Raw genomic sequence first — 18,291 nt, 5'->3', positions numbered from 1 at the left:
TCGTTTAATCCGCTCTATTTAGGAATTTTATTATGCTGGTAGCAATCCCATCTGAAAGCGATGCGCTGGCTTGGATGATTATCGGTGGATTTTCAGCCTGGGGAGGTATCGTGAGGTATTTAATGGAAATTAGACAAAAACAAATTAAGTGGTCTTGGTGTGGCATTGGTAGCCAGATCGTGATTTCAGTGTTTACAGGATTATTAGGCGGATTATTAAGTTTTGAAAGTGGTGCAAGTCGCTATATGTCTTACATGATTGCAGGGCTTTTTGGATCAATGGGGAGCACGACATTGATTTGGCTATGGAATCGTATTTTTGGCATGAACAATCTTAAGGAGCCTAAATGAATACCTATACATTAAGTCAACGTAGCCAAAACAACCTAAACGACGTACATCAAGATTTAGTACGTATTGTTTATCTGGCACTGACATTCAGTGAATATGATTTTGTTGTTATTGAAGGTGTGCGTTCATTGATTCGACAAAAAGAGTTGATGAAAGAAGGTAAAAGCAAAACCCTCAATAGTCGTCATTTAACGGGTCATGCCGTGGATATTGTCCCGTTAGTGAATGGTGTTATTCCTTGGCAAGATTGGTCAGCGTTTGAATCAGTATCAAAAGCGATGAAGAAAGCCGCACATCAATTGGGCGTTTCGATAAATTGGGGAGGCGATTGGGTTTCTTTTCGTGATGGCCCTCATTACGAATTATGTCGCGGAGCATATCCATGAATATGAGTGCTTTTTTACGTTTAGGTATTAAAGGGGGGATAGCGATCATGATTGTTGTTGCTTTATTAGTACTTCGCTATCAATACAACCAAATTAATCGACTTTCAGAGCAAAATAGTCAGCTTGAATATCAACAACGTACATTGCAATCACAATTAATTCAATGGCACGAGCAAGCAGAAAAAGTCTCTGAAACACTCACGCACCAACAAGAGGAACAACGTTATTTAGAGGAAGAAAATCATGCTATACGCCAAGAGTTACGGTTACTTCTGGCTCAAACGCCTTGTGCTAATGAGCCTGTGCCTGACGCTGTTATCCAGTTGCAGCAAAACGCCTTCAATCATCGTTAAAGTACCTGAGAAATATGTGCCTTCACACCTGTTACAGCCTTGCTCAGCACCGTTTTTTAATGTGCAAGTGTGGGGAGATTACCCTGATTATGTGGCACGTTTAATATTGGTTTTAGAAAAATGCAATACTGATAAAAAGGCGATAGAAACATTATTATCATCAACAAGTTAATAAATTGACAAAACAATTTAAGGAAAGATTTATGAATAAATCAAATCAACAATTACATACACGAACGCCAACGGTGGTGGTTCGTGATAATCGCGGATCAACAATCCGTGAAATTAGCTATTGCCGTCATCCTGATGCAATTAACCAAACGGATGAGCGTATTACGCGCCACCATTATCATGCGCGCGGTTATTTAGAACGCAGTATTGATGCAAGATTGTATAAAACACAACAATCAGACGCCTCTATTCAACCCAATATTCAGCAAACAATCAGTTTAGGTGGCGCATTGTCACTTTCACAAGGTGTTGATAATGGCAATCACGTTAATCTCAATGATATTGAAGGCACTGTTGCACAACAGATTAATGGCAAAGGTACTGTTACAACTTATGAATATTCAGATCAACGCTTTGAGCGCTATTTAGAACAAGTCAAAGAAGGAACACTGGGTGAAAGCAGTATTGCCGTAGTACAAAAATTTAAATGGGGACAAGGATTAGATGAAGGCATCGTACAAAATCAGGTAGGAAAATGTATTGAACATTATGATACCGCAGGAAAAAAAACAGTCGATAGCTTTTCATTATTAGGAGCCGTGTTATCCGAAACGCAACAATTATATTACGGTAGTTATATTAACTGGGATTCAGATAATGAAGATGATAGTATTGAGCGAGCTGAAAAATTTATCACTCAATATACTTATGATGCAACAGGCGCGGTATTAGAAGAGACGGATGCAAAGGGGAATAAACGCCGTATCGCCTATGATATTGCAGGATTTGTAAAACAAACTTGGTTGACCTTAAAAGGGCAATCTGAACAAACTATTTTGCGTTCACTTTCTTATTCAGCAGCGGGGCAAAAACTGCGTGAAGAGAATGGTAATGGATTAGTTACCACTTATGAATACGAGCCTGAAACCCAACGTTTGTTGCATGTCAAAACCCAGCGTCCTCAAGGGCATGTTTTGGGTGCGAAGATTATGCAAGATCTGCGTTATGAGTACGATCCTGTCGGCAATATTATTTGTCTGAAAAATGATGCTGAAGCGACTCGCTACTGGCGTAATCAGAAAATCGTGCCTGAAAATCGTTATGTGTATGACTCTCTGTATCAATTAGTGAGTGCAACAGGTCGTGAATCTGCCAATCAGCAAACACCCGCATCTATGCAATCTCAAACTATTACCACGTTAGTGAAAGATGCACAAAGCTATACCAATTATACCCGTTTATACGCTTATGACAGAGGTGGTAATTTAACGCAAATTCGCCATAACTCCGCTATTGCGCAACAAAATTTTACCCAAGATATTACCGTATCTAATAAAACTAATCGCGCCTTATTAAAGTCACAGTGTTCAGAACCTCAAAACGTAGATAGCTATTTTGATGAGAGTGGTAATTTAATCAAGCTGTTAAATGGTGATGCCATTATTTGGGATAGCCGTAATCATCTGAAAGCGACAAATAATATCAGTGAGAATGGGCATTTGTTTGAGGGTGAAACCTATCAATATAATAGTGCGAGCCAACGTGTGACGAAAATACGCGGGCGTAAAGTTGCTAACGGTGATTTAGAAAAAGTCACTACGCACTATTTACCGAATATTGAACAATGGGAGGTGAGTGCAAGTGCTATTAAAGAGAAATATGCCGTTGTGCAAATCAACGCGGGCACCAGTGCCAAAGTCAGGGCACTGTGCTGGGAAATTGGCTCACCGAAAGGAATTGAAAATAACTCACTGCGTTATAGCTATGATGACGGTATTGGCAACAGTGGATTAGAAACGGATGGCAAAGGACAATTAGTCAGTTATGAAGAGTATTACCCTTATGGCGGTACAGCGATTTGGTCTAGTGAAAATGCGGTAGAAGCAGATTACAAAACTATTCGTTATTCAGGTAAAGAAAAAGACGCAACAGGGCTTTATTACTACGGTTATCGTTATTATCAACCGTGGATTGGTCGTTGGCTAAGTGCAGACCCTGCGGGTACGGTGGATGGGCTTAATTTATACCGCATGGTGCGCAATAACCCAGTGACATTGCATGATCCAGATGGGCGAATGCCAAAATGGTTTTCTCGTATTTTTAATAGGGGGAGTGGGCGCGATAAAAGCTCTGTTGAGTATCTTATGCATGGATTACCAACAAAATCTAAGGTGGCAACAACAATAAAAGATAACTCTGCAATAGAGTCGTTTATTTATGAAAAATCTTCGCTCGATAAACGGGATATTGAAAGGGATAAAAATTATACAGTTAGCAAGTTTAAAATATTTAAGAAGATGAAATTTAAACTGTACTCAACACAAGAGGGTCTGTCAAAAAATCTCATTATTTTTGCTCATGGCGCTTTTAATGCTGAGACAAATGATATAAATATACCAAAGGGAGTTACACTCAATTTTCTTAGTCCTCATGATACCGTTCTATCAATCGAAGAGCCTGCAATTGTCACTGTAGCGACAAAGCGCAATTATACGTTTGCTTCAGTATCAAATAAATATATTAAGGCTAAGACAACAAATGCCAAAGATATCTTCACAACACAAGGTGTGCTAGGCATAACAGGAAGTAGTGAACCTAATAAAGTGAAAAATTATCAATTAGTTCCAGATATGGATTATGACGATACAGTTTATGGTAATGCGATATCACTGAATCGCTATGCTGAAAAAATCGGATATAAAGAGCCAACGCTGAGATCAGATATTTTAACCTTAGATAAATCTTCGGGGCAGACTTCATTAGAACACATTTTGTATGGATTAAAAACTAAAGGTTTAAGTTATAAGACGATCACTTGTTCATTTTGCCGTTCTTCAGATAACTCTCCTAAATATGATATTTATAATTCGACTTTTCTAAGAAAATAGATGTTATTGACCAAACCTTATTTAAGGTTTGGTCTTTTTTAATAAAATAGTCACACTAGAATTCCCTTACTGACAATGTTACTTGTTCATATGAAGCATTTAACTTAAGTGTAATTGTTATTCTAAATAAAAATGTATTAAAAATATGGCTAATAACTTATTTTATTTATATTTTATTTTCATAATAAATCGTATATCTAATAAAATAAATTGACGGTTTTAGTCCCGGTTTTATATTAAATTAAATGGCGATATCGCTCGCAAATATAAATAGATATTCAATTATCTATTTTCGACTAATATCTAATGTGATTGATGCAATCATTATATTTAAAAACATTTATTAATAATTATTGAGGCTTTATTATGAAGAAAAATAAACTTATGGTATTTACTGCAACATTATTATTATCATCAGCGGGTTTTATTTCAACAGCATCAGAGGATGTCACATTAAAACATGGCTATATTGATAAACCACCAAGCCGTGCAGTGTTATGTAGAACTACAATTCCTAATAGTAATAATATAAAATTTAATAAAAATTGTGGTCCTGTAGAATATGAGCCTCAATCAGTTGAAGGACCTCAAGGCTTTCCTAAAGATGGACCTGAAAATGGCAAAATTGCCAGTGGAGGAAATGCTAAATTTTCTCAATTAAATCAACAAAGTGCCGACCGTTGGCATAAAGTTGATATAAAAAGCGGAGAATATACCTTTAAATGGACATTAACAGCCCCACATAGTACCGCTTCATGGCGGTTTTTTATTACTAAACCGGAGTGGGATGTCAATAAACCGCTTACTCGAGATGATTTTGATTTAACCCCTTTTTGTCAGCGATTTGATAATGGAACAGTACCAATGAAAACAGTAGAATTAAACTGCAATATACCAAAAAGAACGGGGTATCAAGTTATTTTAGGAGTTTGGGATATTGCAGATACAGGGAATGCATTTTATCAAGTGATTGATGCTGAATTTAAAGAGTAATAAATTTAACTTAATGTAAATAATTATTTAATATCAATAATAGTATTATTTTTAATACTATTTATTTTCAAATATAAATAAATTCTCAATCTAAATTTTAAATTTAGATTAGAGCTCATATTTTTTATTAAATAAAAAAATAACTATTTATTATCGTTATTCAATTAATAGCGCCTTAACATAGGCGCTATTTTCATTAAATCGACTAGAAATCCACCTCTCACAATGTTATTTTCTATGCTATATCTATAATTATTTAGCTTAAAACCAACATCATTAAGGTGCGATTATGGAAATCTATTTAGATACAGCGGATATCGACGAAGTCAGAAAACTCTCTCAAGTTCTTCCTATTGCGGGTGTGACCACCAATCCTTCCATTATTGCTAAATCCGCACAAAATATTGAAACCCTATTACCTGAATTAAAAGCCGCTATGGGCGGTAAAGGTCGTCTATTTGCGCAGGTTATTGCCAGTGATGTGGACACCATGATTGAAGAAGCATTGCATCTTGGGAATATTGCCGATAATACCGTGATTAAAATACCGGTTACTGAAGCAGGTTTAGTTGCCATTAAACAATTAAAACAAAAAAATATGCTGGTATTAGGCACGGCGATTTACAGTGTTTCTCAAGGTTTAATGGCGGCATTAGCAGGCGCTGACTATATTGCGCCTTATGTACATCGAATGGATAGACAAGGTTCTGATGGGGTTAGAGTGGTAAAGGAATTACAAACGCTGATTACCATGCATAATTTACCCACAAAAATCCTAGCCGCGAGTTTTAAAACACCACGTCAAGTGGTCGATTGTTTATTAGCAGGGGCTTCTTCGGTGACATTACCGATTGAGCTTGCTTACTCAATTATCCGTTCACCTGTGGTTGACGATGCTGTGAATAGATTTGCTGACGATTGGCAAACTGCATTTGATCGTCGTTCTTTATAATCAAATTAATAATATGAGATTAAGTGCTATATCGCTATATGGCACTTAATTTATCGATTTTTGCGTATGTAGATATTTATCTTCACTTTTACTAATGTATTAATAACTAGGTTAATATAGCTTAAAATAAACGATTATTGATTTACATCTAATAATAAGCCACCTTTCTGGCAATCTAAATTTAGATCTATTACTATAATGTTAGTCTATAAATGGATTATTAATATAATCTATTTATTTTTTGTTTTGTTGTTAAAAATATTTTTTATATCAATAGGTTATTGTTGGTTGCTTGAGGTGTTTTTTATATTTTAATATTTAATTAATTTTTTGTTTTTACTCGGTTTAATTGTTATTACTTTTGCTTTAATAACAAAATAATAAATTGTGACAGGTGTGTTAATTAAAGAGTTTGGTTGTTAAAAATAAACTAATATTATATTGATGGGGTAGTTAACTTACCTATATTAACAGGGAAAACCGATACTCCGCGGTGCAATGATAATTAACATATTCAGTTATTATCTTTATTTAGCGATAAATAAAACTTTATTTGTGATACTGGAGTAAATATGTGTGAAGAATACATGAATAAACCACTCTATCTGTCAATTGCTGATTGGGTTCAAGAGCAAGAGCGCTGGGTAAGTGCAAAAGAGATCGCGAAAAAATTCGATATTCCTCAATGCAATGCGATTAATATCGTTTCTTACATTCTTTCTGATGTAAAAGAAATTGAATGTGAAACAAAAAGCGTGCCTAATCAGCTTGAAGGCAGAGGTTGCCAATGCCAACGTATGATCAAAGTGAGTCATATCGATCCTCAGCTTTATTCTCGCATAAAAGGACATATTCAAGGTAAAAGCAGTCAAAGTTCACCTGAAAAATTGGCAACGATGATCCCTCATGGATTAAACCATGAGCAAAAATGGCAATGGATGTTGTCGAAATCGCAACGTCGCTAATCTGAGAAATTAAGTTTTACTCAAAAAATCGAATAAATTCGACAGGCGTTAATGACGCCTGTCGCCATTTATTACTGACCTTTAGGTTTAACGTTTGTTGTGCCACGTAAACGTGGGCGATTAGGTTCAGGCGCCGTTAAAGGTGTTGTTTCTACCAAGCTTTGGCGACAACGTACCGCTAAATCTTGGTATTCACGGGTGTTCATCCGTTTCCACTCCATATCTTGATCAGTAATATCACGCACATGTTTTGCAGGGCTTCCTATTAACATTTGTCGCGGTTGCCCTTTAAAACCCGCTTTTACAAAGCTCATGGCGGCAACAATACTTTCTTCACCAATGACGGCACCATCCATAATCACGCTATTCATACCGACTAAACTGTCACGCCCGATAATACAACTGTGAAGGATTGCACCATGCCCAATGTGTCCATTTTCTCTCACAATGGTGTCCATATCGGTATAACCGTGCATGATACAACCGTCTTGAAGGTTTGCGCCTGCTTCAACAATCAAGCGTCCATAGTCTCCCCTTAGTGAAGCTAGAGGACCGATATAAACGCCAGCACCAATAATCACATCACCAATTAATACAGCAGATGGATGAACATAAGCTGTTGGATGAACCACAGGAACAAGACCTTCAAACGCGTAGATACTCATCAGTTTTCCTCATTGTTGTATTATCGAGATTAACAATAATTACCGTCCTTTCCATTCAGGTGTGCGTTTTTCAGCAAAGGCAAGAGGCCCTTCTGTGGCATCTTCTGAATGTAAAACACTTGGGTAATGTTTTAATACGCCACTGCGCATTAATTTGTAGCCCTCTTCAATAGAAAGCTCGCTGGTGGCACGATAAATCTCTTTTAAAGCCGCTACAGCCAATGGGGCGCTATTAGCGATTTGATCGGCGAGTTCGCGTGCGCTATCCATTAATTCAGCAGAACTGACAACACGGTTTGCAATACCCCAACGAAGTGCTTCATCTGCATTCATACGACGACCTGTCATTAGCATTTCGTTGACGATAGCAGGCGGTAAACGTTTTGGTAAACGCAGGACTCCACCACTATCAGGGACAATGCCCAATTGCGCTTCTGGTAAGGCAAAAGAAGCATTGTCTGAACAAACCATCATGTCAGCGGCGAGCGCTAATTCAAAGCCACCACCAAAAGCATAGCCGTTAACGGCCGCAATGACGGGTTTATTGAGATCAAAAAGCTCGGTTAAACCCGCAAAACCTCCCGCACCAAAGTCTGCATCAGGCGCTTCACCTTCTGCGGCAGCTTTTAAATCCCAACCTGCGGAGAAAAAGCGTTCGCCCGCGCCCGTAATAATGGCAACACGTAAGCTTGGATCATCTCGAAAACGCAGAAAAACTTCACCCATTTCATGGCTGGTTTTTGCATCAATAGCGTTTGCTTTTGGTCTATCTAATACAATTTCAAGTACTGAACCACGCGTTGTTAGGTGTAATGATTGGCTCATGTTGTATTCCTTTTCGTCATCAAAAATAAGCATTTATGATTGAGGTTATTGGGTGATTGTTAAAACCGACCTATGGCTTATTTCAAATGCTTTTTGATCACCTTTCCTGAGCAATTACGCGGCAAACCCTCTTTAAATTCAACCGCGGAGGGAACTTTAAATTTCGCCATATTTTGCTCACAGAAATGGAAGAATTCTTCTTCATTCAAGGTTTCACCTTCAACGAGCACCACAAAAGCTTTAATGGCTTCATCACGAATATCATCAGGTACACCAATAACCGCCACATCTTGAATTTTGGGATGTGAACTAATGATGTTTTCAATCTCAACACAAGAGACGTTTTCGCCTCCACGTTTGATCATGTTGCAACTGCGATCAACGAAATAGAAAAAACCTTCATCGTCTCGGTAACCATAATCACCAGTATGTAACCAACCTTCAGGCTCTAATGCTTTAGCTGTTGCATCAGGTCGGTTGTAATACTCTTTGAATAAGGTTTTCCCTGGTTCGCCTTTTACGCAGATCTCACCCACAACGCCATCAGGCACTTCGTTGTTTTGTTTGTCTCTGATTTGAGCTTGATAGCAAAAACCAGGTCTACCGATTGACGGCCAGCGGCGTTTATCGCCAGGTCTATCACCGATTAAACCAACAATAGTTTCTGTCATGCCGTAAGAGGTGAGTAATCGCACGTTAAAGCGTTCAATAAAGGCGTCTTTCTCTTCATCTGCGAGATTGAGATAGAACATCACTTCGCGTAATTTGTGTTGCTTTTCTTCTGATGAAACGGGCTGTGCCATTAAGGTTCTCATCATCATTGGAATGCACTCTGTTACTGTTGCTTGATACTTAAGGATCTGCTTCCAAAAGGCTCTTGCACTGTATTTTTCGAGTAAAACAAAGGTGGCACCCACAGAAAAAGCAGGGAGTGATGCCGTGCATTGGCAATCAATATGAAATGCTGGCATCACGGTAAGATAAATATCGTCTTCCCGTAATGCGTTTTGCCATGATGAGTAATAACCCGCAAAGCGTAAGTTATAGTGCGTGATAACCACACCTTTAGGTTGCGATGTGGTGCCCGATGTGAAAAGAATTTCAGCAGTATCATCCACACTTAATGGGGTGTGATGATTAAGCGTAACAGGATGTTTGGCTTTTTCTTTTAAAAAATCTACAACCCCTTTTTCAGTAGATATCGCATTTTCAGAAATTAAAAACAGCTGCGTTAAAGGGTTTTGTTCATCCTGCAACATAGGTTGGTAAATCGGATAGAAATGATCACGAGTGACCACGTAATGGGCTTGGCAGTGATTGATTATCCATGCGCTCTCTTCATACATAAAGCGCGCATTAATGGGCACCATTACAGCACCAATTTTTGCCAGCCCAAACCAGCAAAAGAAAAATTCAGGGCAGTTATCAAGATGTAAGGCAACATGGTCGCCTTTTTTTATGCCACCAGCATGGAAAAGATTTGCGGTTCTATTGATCTCTTCATTTAATTCACTGTAGCTAAATTGTCTCACGAGTCCTTGTGCGGATTCAAAAATTAGCGCTGTTTTTGTGCCATAAACCTCTGCCAAATCATCCCACATTTGACGTAAGTTTTGTTTGCCAATCACATCCATTAAACTGTTATCCCATACTTTTGCCGTGAATTCAGACACGATTTGAAAGGAGTGCTGTGTCTGAATTTTACGGTGTTACTTTACGATTTTAGCCAGCCCTTTATCGACCAGCCCCCTGATTTGTTCGTCGCTATAACCGATGTTTTTCAAGATAGCGTCAGTGTCCATGCCGTGAGATGGCATACCACGCCAGATTTTTCCCGGATTATTTTTGAATTTCGGCATCACATTTGGCCCTTTGCAGGTTTCGCCATTCATGGTTTGCCATTGGGTAATAGACTCACGTGCGACATATTGCGGGTTGTCTTCAAGCTCAGGAATAGTCAGCACTTTAGCGCTGGCAATATTGAGTTCAGACAGGCGTTGCAGCACGTCAGTAATCGGTTGTTTTGCCAACCATTCATCTAACTTATCTTCGAATAATTGACCATGAGGGCAATTAATACGGTGAATAAGTTGAGTGCCTTCTGGAACTTCTGGTGTACCCAGTAGATGTGTAAGGCCGATATCTTTGAAGATCTCTTCAATTTGAGTAATACCCACCACTTCCATCACGATAAAACCATCTTGGCAACGGTAAAGCCCACAGCCTGCGTAGTACGGATCTTTCCCTTTGGTCATACGAGGACAGATTTCGCCACCATTGAAATAATCCATCATGAAGTATTGCCCCATACGCAACATGACTTCATACATGGCGATATCAATACTTTCGCCTTTGCCTGTTTGTTGAACTTTATACAGTGCCGCTAAAGCGGAAGTGGTTGCGGTCATTCCTGAGAAATAATCTGCGGTATAAGGGAAAGCAGGCATTGGCTGATCTTTGTCACCGTTTTGGATCAAGTAGCCACTGAATGCCTGAGCAATAGTGTTATAAGCGGGTAAGTTGGTGTATTGCGGATCGCCATATTGGCCAAAGCCCGATAAATGCGCGATAACTAATTTAGGATTATGCTCCCATAAAACTTCATCGGTAATACCACGACGTGCAAAGGCAGGGCCTTTACTGGCTTCAATAAAGATGTCGGTGGTTTCCATTAATTTTAGGAATGCATCACGACCTTCGTCTTTAAAGATATTTAACGATAGTGCATGTAAATTACGGCGAGAAAGTTGAGGGTAGTGAGGTTGAACGCGAATGGTATCAGCCCATGCAACGTTTTCAATCCAAATCACTTCAGCTCCCCATTCTGCGAACATTTGTCCTGCGAATGGCCCTGCAATTTCAATTCCTGAAAACACAACACGAACCCCTGAAAGTGGGCCGAATTGTGGCATTGGTAAATGTTCTGTCATAGCGTCACCTCGTAAGTGGTCTGAGTGAAAACTCTCTCACCGAGTGATGAGAGAGTTATTCGTGATTAATTAGCGATACTGTTTAAGTACTGAACGTCCTAATGTCAGGATCTGCATTTCATCAGAACCCCCAGACACACGATCAACACGAAGGTCACGCCAGAAACGAGAAATACGGTGCTCGCCAGCAATACCAACACCACCAAGCACTTGCATTGCGCTATCAACCACTTCAAATGCCGCATTTGCGCAGAAGTATTTACACATTGCAGCATCACCAGAAGTGATTAAGTTGTTGTCACTCTTCCATGCAGTTTCATATAACATGTTGCGCATTGAATTGAGTTTGATCGCCATATGAGCGAATTTTTCTTGAATAAGTTGGAAACGACCGATAGCTTCACCAAATTGCACACGTTGGTTGGCATAACGAGCGGCATCTTCAAATGCACACATTGCTGTACCGTAGTTAGTGAGTGCCACTAAGAAACGCTCGTGATCGAACTCTTCTTTAACACGGTTAAAGCCGTTACCTTCGCGGCCAAACATATCTTTTTCTTCAAGCTCAACGTTATCAAACGTGATTTCACAGCAGCTATCCATACGTAAACCCAGTTTTTCCAACTTGTTTACTTTGATACCCGGCTTACTCATATCCACAAACCATTCGGTGAAGATAGGTTTATCAGGTGATGCTGCGTCACGGCTCATCACGACAACATAAGGGGTGTATGCACTACTGGTGATAAAGCATTTGCTACCATTAAGGTAAACTTTGCCATCTTTACGGGTATAAGTCGTTTGTAAGCTACCGACATCTGAACCTGCGCCCGGCTCTGTAATTGCAGAGTTCCACATCTGTTTACCTGTACCGCGGAACGCCATAATTTTATCGATTTGCTCTTGTGTGCCTTCACGCAATACAGTGTTAAAACCACCTGGTAATTGATAAAGCACGTAAGTTGGCGCACCTAAACGACCTAACTCCATCCAAATAGCCGCAACAGTGACAAAACCCGCATTTAATCCACCGTGCTCTTCAGGGATAAGCAGATTGTCGATTTCCATATCCGCTAAGGCTTTGACAAAACGCTCTGGGTATTTACTTTCGCGATCACACTCGGCGAAATAAGCTTCCCAGTTTTCACTGGCCATTAATTCGCGGACACCGTCAACAAACAGTTCCTGCTCATCATTCAATCTAAAATCCATGTTAATAACCTCTTAATGTGTCATTCTTTGCGTATAGCGGATCAGTCTTTCCAATGTACTTTGGCATCTTTAATAAAGGACAAGGTGACCATGATATTGACGAAAAATAGTGGGCATCCTCCAGCAATAATGGCGGTTTGAATTGGTTTTAAACCACCAAGTGCTAATAGAATGATGCCGATAACACCAACCAGCACAGACCAGCCGATGCGTACTAATAAAGGTGGCTCAGAGCCTTCTTTCATTGAGCGGCAAGTGGACATTGCCAGTGTGTAAGAACAGGCGTTAATTAAGGTGACAGTGGCAATAAAGCAGAGGATAAAGAAGCCCCACATTGTCGCTGTGCTTAGTGGTAATGCTGCCCATGTTTCGATAATGGCGCGTGGAACACCGTATTGTTCAATCAGTTGTGGAATGTTGAGAATGTTTTGGTCAATCAGTTGTAAGGTGTTACCACCAAGGATTGTCCAAATTAACCAAGTCCCTGCGGTTAAACCGGAAACCATCCCTAAACACAATTCACGAACAGTACGACCTTTAGAAATACGGGCTAAGAAGATACTCATTTGAATGGCGTAGATAACCCACCAAGCCCAATAGAAAACGGTCCAGCCTTGAGGGAATCCGCCTTTGCCGATAGGGTCTGTATAGAACAGCATCCGAGGCATATACATCATCAATGTACCGACAGAATCGGTGAAGTAATTGACGATAAAGCTCGCACCACCGACGATAAACACCCAACCCAACATTAAGAAGCTCAGGTAAGTACGAATATCACTAGCGATTTTCACCCCTTTTTGCAGACCGAATGCCACGCAAATTGCATTTAATAAGATCCAGCAAGAGATAATAATGGCGTCTAATTGCAAGGTATGAGGAATACCAAATAAGTATTGAATACATTCAGTAACTAACGGTGTTGCTAAACCAAGGCTAGTACCCATTGCCAGAATTAACGCAACGAGATAGAAGTTATCAATGATAGTACCCACAATACCATTAACGTGTTTTTCACCGATTAATGGCGTTAAGGTACTACTTGGGCGGATAACTTCCATTTTGCGAACAAAGAAGAAGTAAGCGAAGGCAACAGAAAGGAAACTATAAGTTGCCCAAGGTAAAGGACCCCAGTGGAACAAACTATAAGCTAGACCAATTTCTTTTGCTTGAGTTGAGTAAGCTTCCATTCCAAAAGGAGGGCTTGAAATGTAGTAGTATATTTCAATCGAACCCCAGAAGAGGACGGCTGCGGATGTACAAGACGCAAACATCATAAAGATCCAGCTTGCGGTACTAAATTCTGGCTTATCGTCCCCAAGACGTTTATTGGCATAACGTCCAAAGACTAACCAAAACCAACCCCCGAACATAATGACCATATACCATTCGAAGGCCCAACCCCAGACATTGGTAACATAGCTGAATACGGCGTTAATCACTTCATTTGAAGCGTCAAGATCACGTACCGTTAACCAACATAAAATACCAACAATGATTAATGGCGGAAAAAAAACCTTCGGTTCTATTCCAGCCTTTTTATTATCTTTGCTCATAGGTAAATTTTCCAAATATATTTAGCGCAGAAGTTTAAGTAGTGTTAATTCCTAATATCTAATAAAGCATTTGAGTTTAATTCTATCTATTTCGTCTATTGAGTTTTCATCATAATAGAAAAATAAAGTGATTGGCTAATCCATAAATCCATTAATGATAAAGAATGATGGATATTATAAGAAATCTATTCTGTTATTCACTTCACACTATTCTTTTTGTCGATTTTATGTTACGTTTTATAACGTTTTATTTTCATTGTAACTTATTGATAGTTATCGCTATCAGCTGGTATGTAATAGGGTTGTTATATTCTGTCTTTCAATATTGTTGATCTCGGTGGCAATATTGAACGTTAAATAACATTATGCTTATTACCTTCAATATTGTTGATCAAAGTAGCAATATTGAAAGTTATTCACTTCAATTAAAATTAATTTCAATATTGGTGATGTATTTGGCAATATTGAAACCTATCGATTCATTATTTAATAATGTTCAATATTGGTGACCTAGGTTTAATTTTTTAAACCCTTAATTGTGTTAATTCTATATTACATTGCCAGAGTAAATGACATTATTTATTAATTTCAGGAGATGTAATGAATATTATTACATGTTACAAGAGTGTTCCCGATGAGCAGGATATTACGGTAAATAGCGCAGACAGTTCGCTGGATTTTTCTCGTGCTAACACCAAAATCAGCCAATATGATTTAAATGCGATTGAAGCCGCTAATCAGCTTAAAACTCAACTTGAGGGCATTCAAATCACGGCAATGAGTGTTGGTGGTAAATCACTGACAAATGCGAAAGCACGCAAAGACGTTCTTTCTCGTGGTGCTGACGATTTAGTGGTTGTAGTTGATGACCAATTTGAAGCCTCTCTGCCTTATCAAACGGCGGTTGCACTGGCTGCGGCTGCGGCTAAAAAAGGTTATGACTTAATTCTTTGTGGTGATGGATCTGCGGATCTAAGTTCACAACAAGTTAGCTTGCTGGTGGGTGAAATCCTAAATATTCCAGCAATAAATGGTATTAACAAAATTGTTTCTCTTTCTAATGATTCAATTACGGTTGAGCGTGAATTAGAAAATGAAATCGAAACACTGACAATTCCATTACCTGCTGTTATTGCGGTATCTACCGATATTAACACTCCTCAAATTCCTTCGATGAAAGCCATTCTTGGCGCCGCCAAGAAACCTGTTCAGCAATGGAGTGTTGCCGATCTTGGTCTGGGTGCGATTACTGCACGTTCAGAACAAAAAGTGGCTGCGCCGAAACAGAAAGTTCGTCAACGCATCATTATTGAAGGTGATGGCGATGAGCAGATTGCTGAGTTAGCAGAACATTTACGTAAAATTCTTAAGTAATAGGGGGAGTTATGAGCCAGTTTTCAACTGTTTGGGTATTTAGTGATGCACTTTCCCGTTTACCAGAATTAATGGGTGGCGCTTCTTCATTAGGACAATCTATCAATGTATTTACATTGAATGATGAGCAAAGCGTTGCTGCCTTTAAATTAGGTGCAACAGCCGTTTTCCAATTAGAAGGCAAACCTGACGATCGCATTATTGAAGACTATGCACAAAGCATGGTTGAAACCATCAAACAGAAAGGCGATGCAGGTTTAGTGCTACTGCCTAACACGCGCCGTGGCAAATTATTAGCCGCTCGCTTAGGTCATCGCTTAGAGGCGGTTGTGTCTAATGATGCACAATCTTTAAAAGCAGACGGTGATTCTCTTGTGACAAAACATATGGTTTACGGTGGTCTTGCCTTTGGTGATGAAACCCTGAAAACCCCTTACTGTGTTGTAACTGCAAGCGTGGGTGCTTTTGATGTTGCACCCGAAACTGACGCTACAGGTGAAGCACAAAAAGTCGCATGGATTGCCCCAGCTCAAACCATCGTTCGCAATTCAGTTCAACCACGCGCAATCAATGCCGTTGATTTAGACAAAGCGCGTTTTGTTGTCAGCGTGGGTCGCGGTATCGGCAGCAAAGAAAATATCGCTATTGCAGAAGAACTCGCTAAAGCCATTGGTGCTGAAATCGCCTGTTCTCGTCCTGTTGCTGAAAATGAGAAGTGGATGGAACACGAGCGTTATGTCGGTATTTCCAATCTGATGCTGAAACCTGAACTCTATTTAGCTGCGGGTATTTCAGGACAAATTCAACATATGGTCGGCGCTAATGGCGCTCAAACCATTGTTGCTATTAATAAAGACAAAAATGCACCTATCTTCCAATTCGCTGACTACGGCATTGTCGGTGATTTAATGAAGGTTCTACCTGCATTAACTCGTCAATTATCTAACTGATTTATTTAAGCAGGGAAGGGAACTTCTCTGCTGTTTATCGCAAATTCTGGAGATGTTATGTCCGATTCCGAAGATATTTTCGATGCCATTATTGTTGGCGCAGGATTAGCAGGATCTGTGGCGGCTCTTGTTTTAGCAAGAGAAGGCGCACAAGTATTGCTAATAGAAAGAGGTAACTACGCTGGCGGGAAAAATGTAACCGGTGGTCGTATGTATGCACATACCCTTGAGCGCATCATTCCTGAGTTTGCGCAAGAAGCGCCTGTTGAACGCGTGATCACTCATGAAAAATTGTCATTTATGACGCAAACAGGCGCAATGACGATTGATTACCAAAATGCTGAAGGGAATAACCCAAAAACGGCCTCTTGGTCTGTATTACGGGGTGAGTTTGACCAATGGCTAATGGAGCAAGCCGAAAACGCGGGTGCGCAATGTATCACAGGCATTCGTGTTGATAAGTTAGTCGAGCGTGATGGCAAAATTGTTGGCGTTGAAGCCGATGGTGATGTGTTAGAAGCCAAAGCAGTGATCCTTGCTGATGGTGTGAATTCCATCTTGGCTGAACAACTAGGCATGACCAAACGTGTTGCGGCCGAAAATGTGGCGGTAGGCGTAAAAGAGATTATCGAACTCCCTGAAAGTGTGATTAAAGACCGCTTCAACCTAAAAGATAATGAAGGTGCAGCTTGGTTATTTGCGGGTTCGCCTACCGATGGATTAATGGGGGGCGGTTTTTTATATACCAATAAAACCACGCTTTCTTTAGGTCTGGTGTGTGGGCTTCACCATATTAAAGACGCTAAAAAGTCGGTACCACAAATGCTAGAAGATTTTAAACAGCATCCCGTTGTCGCACCGCTGATTGAAGGCGGAAAAATGGTGGAATACGGTGCGCACGTTGTTCCTGAAGCTGGGTTAAGAATGCAACACGAATTAGTACGTGATGGCGTATTGATTGCTGGTGATGCAGCAGGGATGTGTATGAACCTTGGCTTTACTATTCGTGGCATGGATTTAGCGATGGCCTCCGGCGAAGCTGCTGCAAAAACCGTGCTATCGGCAATGGAGAAAAATGATTTTAGCAAACAAACGCTAAATGAATATCTCAAGCATTTAGAAGATGGTCCTTTACGCGATATGAAAGCCTATCAGCGTATGCCTGATTTACTTGATAACCCTCGTATGTTCACCGCTTATCCTGAAATGGTCGTTGGTATTGCCAAAGATCTCTTTACTGTTACGGGTGAAGCGCCAGTACCTATGCGTAAAACCCTAATGCGTCATACCAAAAAGGTCGGCTGGATGAACCTAATCAAAGATGGGATCAAAGGAGCAAAAGCAATATGAGTTCTCCCGTAAATGTCGATGTCAAATTAGGCATCAATAAATTTAATGTCGATGAGGAAAATCCACATATCGTCGTCAAAGAGCAACCCGATATGCAGGTGCTAGAAACCTTAGTTAAAGCCTGCCCTGCGGGTCTTTATAAAAAACAAGAAGATGGCACTATCAGTTTTGATTATGCTGGTTGTTTAGAATGTGGAACTTGTCGAATTCTCGGTTTAGACAGTGCGCTTGAAAAATGGGAATACCCACGCGGTACATTTGGCGTGGAATATCGTTACGGATGACGGCTCGCTACTTTTCTCCCAGTGCTGTCTCCGGCCTGGGAGCTTTTCTTTCTTTGTTTTATTTAGAAAAAATACCAGGACGCAGTC

General features: G+C 39.9%; 18 protein-coding genes. 12 read left to right on the top strand and 6 right to left on the bottom strand.

All coding sequences use genetic code 11. From position 1 onward, the window contains the following. Window positions 1–32 precede the first annotated feature (32 nt). From JEP71_RS14560 to caiF, 8 genes are all read left to right on the top strand, one after another. Window positions 33–350, top strand: coding sequence for a phage holin family protein (locus JEP71_RS14560; protein WP_109373279.1), 318 nt, complete (start codon window positions 33–35; stop codon window positions 348–350). Beyond that, window positions 347–736 carry a M15 family metallopeptidase gene (locus JEP71_RS14555; RefSeq protein WP_198626459.1) on the top strand — a complete coding sequence of 130 codons (390 nt, stop codon included), beginning with the start codon at window positions 347–349 and terminating at the stop codon, window positions 734–736. The genes JEP71_RS14560 and JEP71_RS14555 overlap by 4 nt, the downstream gene beginning before the upstream one ends. Beyond that, complete coding sequence (locus JEP71_RS14550; RefSeq protein ID WP_198626458.1) at window positions 733–1,089, top strand: hypothetical protein; 357 nt, start codon at window positions 733–735, stop codon at window positions 1,087–1,089. The genes JEP71_RS14555 and JEP71_RS14550 overlap by 4 nt, the downstream gene beginning before the upstream one ends. After that, window positions 980–1,261: an Rz1-like lysis system protein LysC gene (gene lysC / locus JEP71_RS17775; protein ID WP_420094326.1), complete on the top strand. Its 282-nt coding sequence runs from the start codon at window positions 980–982 to the stop codon at window positions 1,259–1,261. Before JEP71_RS14550 ends, lysC begins: the two co-directional genes overlap by 110 nt. Before the next feature lie 31 nt (window positions 1,262–1,292). Next, a complete protein-coding gene (locus JEP71_RS14545) occupies window positions 1,293–4,148 on the top strand; it encodes an RHS repeat domain-containing protein (protein WP_198626457.1) in 2,856 nt (951 codons plus the stop codon). Between the two features lie 366 nt (window positions 4,149–4,514). Next, window positions 4,515–5,141, top strand: a complete 627-nt coding sequence (locus JEP71_RS14540; RefSeq protein WP_198626456.1) for a lytic polysaccharide monooxygenase — start codon at window positions 4,515–4,517, stop codon at window positions 5,139–5,141. A gap of 289 nt (window positions 5,142–5,430) precedes the next feature. Further along, a complete protein-coding gene (fsa, locus tag JEP71_RS14535) occupies window positions 5,431–6,093 on the top strand; it encodes a fructose-6-phosphate aldolase (RefSeq protein WP_109373285.1) in 663 nt (220 codons plus the stop codon). A 572-nt stretch (window positions 6,094–6,665) separates the two neighbouring features. Next, on the top strand, window positions 6,666–7,058 hold the full coding sequence (gene caiF, locus JEP71_RS14530; RefSeq protein ID WP_100158920.1) for a carnitine metabolism transcriptional regulator CaiF: 393 nt from the start codon (window positions 6,666–6,668) through the stop codon (window positions 7,056–7,058). Window positions 7,059–7,129: 71 nt separating this feature from the next. Here caiF and caiE read toward each other — a convergent pair whose 3' ends face one another. From caiE to caiT, 6 genes are all read right to left on the bottom strand, one after another. Beyond that, complete coding sequence (caiE, locus tag JEP71_RS14525; protein WP_198626455.1) at window positions 7,130–7,723, bottom strand: carnitine operon protein CaiE; 594 nt, start codon at window positions 7,721–7,723, stop codon at window positions 7,130–7,132. A 39-nt stretch (window positions 7,724–7,762) separates the two neighbouring features. Further along, window positions 7,763–8,548 (bottom strand): crotonobetainyl-CoA hydratase, encoded by a 786-nt coding sequence (gene caiD, locus JEP71_RS14520; RefSeq protein ID WP_198620545.1) that lies wholly within the window; start codon window positions 8,546–8,548, stop codon window positions 7,763–7,765. A gap of 77 nt (window positions 8,549–8,625) precedes the next feature. Beyond that, window positions 8,626–10,182 (bottom strand): crotonobetaine/carnitine-CoA ligase, encoded by a 1,557-nt coding sequence (gene caiC, locus JEP71_RS14515; protein WP_198626508.1) that lies wholly within the window; start codon window positions 10,180–10,182, stop codon window positions 8,626–8,628. Window positions 10,183–10,257: 75 nt separating this feature from the next. Then, on the bottom strand, window positions 10,258–11,478 hold the full coding sequence (caiB, locus tag JEP71_RS14510; protein WP_198626454.1) for an L-carnitine CoA-transferase: 1,221 nt from the start codon (window positions 11,476–11,478) through the stop codon (window positions 10,258–10,260). Between the two features lie 69 nt (window positions 11,479–11,547). Next, on the bottom strand, window positions 11,548–12,690 hold the full coding sequence (gene caiA, locus JEP71_RS14505) for a crotonobetainyl-CoA dehydrogenase (RefSeq protein WP_099074590.1): 1,143 nt from the start codon (window positions 12,688–12,690) through the stop codon (window positions 11,548–11,550). 41 nt (window positions 12,691–12,731) lie between these two features. Beyond that, window positions 12,732–14,246 carry an L-carnitine/gamma-butyrobetaine antiporter gene (gene caiT, locus JEP71_RS14500; protein ID WP_196532892.1) on the bottom strand — a complete coding sequence of 505 codons (1,515 nt, stop codon included), beginning with the start codon at window positions 14,244–14,246 and terminating at the stop codon, window positions 12,732–12,734. Between the two features lie 600 nt (window positions 14,247–14,846). On the opposite strand from caiT, the gene fixA reads away from it, so the two are divergent. From fixA to fixX, 4 genes are read left to right on the top strand one after another with little or no spacing between them, the layout of a single operon-like run. Next, window positions 14,847–15,620 (top strand): putative electron transfer flavoprotein FixA, encoded by a 774-nt coding sequence (fixA, locus tag JEP71_RS14495; protein ID WP_198626453.1) that lies wholly within the window; start codon window positions 14,847–14,849, stop codon window positions 15,618–15,620. A gap of 11 nt (window positions 15,621–15,631) precedes the next feature. Next, on the top strand, window positions 15,632–16,570 hold the full coding sequence (locus JEP71_RS14490) for an FAD-binding protein (RefSeq protein ID WP_198626452.1): 939 nt from the start codon (window positions 15,632–15,634) through the stop codon (window positions 16,568–16,570). Window positions 16,571–16,627: 57 nt separating this feature from the next. Then, window positions 16,628–17,920: an FAD-dependent oxidoreductase FixC gene (gene fixC / locus JEP71_RS14485; RefSeq protein WP_198620541.1), complete on the top strand. Its 1,293-nt coding sequence runs from the start codon at window positions 16,628–16,630 to the stop codon at window positions 17,918–17,920. Next, window positions 17,917–18,204, top strand: a complete 288-nt coding sequence (gene fixX, locus JEP71_RS14480; RefSeq protein WP_023582978.1) for a ferredoxin-like protein FixX — start codon at window positions 17,917–17,919, stop codon at window positions 18,202–18,204. Before fixC ends, fixX begins: the two co-directional genes overlap by 4 nt. Window positions 18,205–18,291 lie beyond the last annotated feature (87 nt).

This window comes from Proteus sp. PR00224 (assembly GCF_016238105.1).
GTDB lineage: Bacteria > Pseudomonadota > Gammaproteobacteria > Enterobacterales > Enterobacteriaceae > Proteus.
Note: the sequence above shows the minus strand (reverse complement) of the source record. Positions and strands in the feature narration are given on the sequence as shown.

Excerpts from the sequence above, each read along its gene's own strand:
- fsa (WP_109373285.1), top strand. The coding sequence starts at position 5,431 with ATGGAAATCTATTTAGATACAGCGGATATCGACGAAGTCAGAAAACTC.
- lysC (WP_420094326.1), top strand. The coding sequence starts at position 980 with ATGCTATACGCCAAGAGTTACGGTTACTTCTGGCTCAAACGCCTTGTG.
- caiD (WP_198620545.1), bottom strand. The coding sequence starts at position 8,548 with ATGAGCCAATCATTACACCTAACAACGCGTGGTTCAGTACTTGAAATT.
- fixA (WP_198626453.1), top strand. The coding sequence starts at position 14,847 with ATGAATATTATTACATGTTACAAGAGTGTTCCCGATGAGCAGGATATT.
- fixX (WP_023582978.1), top strand. The coding sequence starts at position 17,917 with ATGAGTTCTCCCGTAAATGTCGATGTCAAATTAGGCATCAATAAATTT.
- caiE (WP_198626455.1), bottom strand. The coding sequence starts at position 7,723 with ATGAGTATCTACGCGTTTGAAGGTCTTGTTCCTGTGGTTCATCCAACA.
- caiA (WP_099074590.1), bottom strand. The coding sequence starts at position 12,690 with ATGGATTTTAGATTGAATGATGAGCAGGAACTGTTTGTTGACGGTGTC.
- JEP71_RS14560 (WP_109373279.1), top strand. The coding sequence starts at position 33 with ATGCTGGTAGCAATCCCATCTGAAAGCGATGCGCTGGCTTGGATGATT.
- JEP71_RS14555 (WP_198626459.1), top strand. The coding sequence starts at position 347 with ATGAATACCTATACATTAAGTCAACGTAGCCAAAACAACCTAAACGAC.
- JEP71_RS14545 (WP_198626457.1), top strand. The coding sequence starts at position 1,293 with ATGAATAAATCAAATCAACAATTACATACACGAACGCCAACGGTGGTG.
- caiC (WP_198626508.1), bottom strand. The coding sequence starts at position 10,182 with ATGGATGTGATTGGCAAACAAAACTTACGTCAAATGTGGGATGATTTG.
- caiB (WP_198626454.1), bottom strand. The coding sequence starts at position 11,478 with ATGACAGAACATTTACCAATGCCACAATTCGGCCCACTTTCAGGGGTT.
- caiF (WP_100158920.1), top strand. The coding sequence starts at position 6,666 with ATGTGTGAAGAATACATGAATAAACCACTCTATCTGTCAATTGCTGAT.
- JEP71_RS14540 (WP_198626456.1), top strand. The coding sequence starts at position 4,515 with ATGAAGAAAAATAAACTTATGGTATTTACTGCAACATTATTATTATCA.
- fixC (WP_198620541.1), top strand. The coding sequence starts at position 16,628 with ATGTCCGATTCCGAAGATATTTTCGATGCCATTATTGTTGGCGCAGGA.
- caiT (WP_196532892.1), bottom strand. The coding sequence starts at position 14,246 with ATGAGCAAAGATAATAAAAAGGCTGGAATAGAACCGAAGGTTTTTTTT.
- JEP71_RS14490 (WP_198626452.1), top strand. The coding sequence starts at position 15,632 with ATGAGCCAGTTTTCAACTGTTTGGGTATTTAGTGATGCACTTTCCCGT.
- JEP71_RS14550 (WP_198626458.1), top strand. The coding sequence starts at position 733 with ATGAATATGAGTGCTTTTTTACGTTTAGGTATTAAAGGGGGGATAGCG.